Annotated in this window: 1 pseudogene; it reads right to left on the minus strand. The window is 64.5% G+C overall.

The features are described 5' to 3' along the window. A pseudogene (locus BN358_RS25860) lies at nucleotides 1–109 on the minus strand (Maebl); the annotation flags it as partial. Nucleotides 110–217 lie beyond the last annotated feature (108 nt).

Genomic DNA, 217 nt, shown 5'->3' on the forward strand with positions numbered 1-217 from the left:
TCGTCCCGTACTTGGCGATCTCCACCAGCAGCTGTTCCAGGTGCTGCGCGCTGGCGTTGTCGGCATCGATGAGCACCGCCAGCCGGGCCTCGTCCCTTGCTCTTGCCATCCCTACTCCTCTGGACGCATGAACGCTGCTGGCTCAAGCCTTCCAGAACAAGCGATGTGATGGCGCGAAGTGCGTCGGCCGGAGGCGGTCCGCGCAGGATATCCGCGA

This window comes from Sedimentibacter sp. B4 (assembly GCF_000309315.1).
In the GTDB taxonomy this organism is placed as follows: Bacteria; Bacillota; Clostridia; order Tissierellales; family Sedimentibacteraceae; genus Sedimentibacter; species Sedimentibacter saalensis.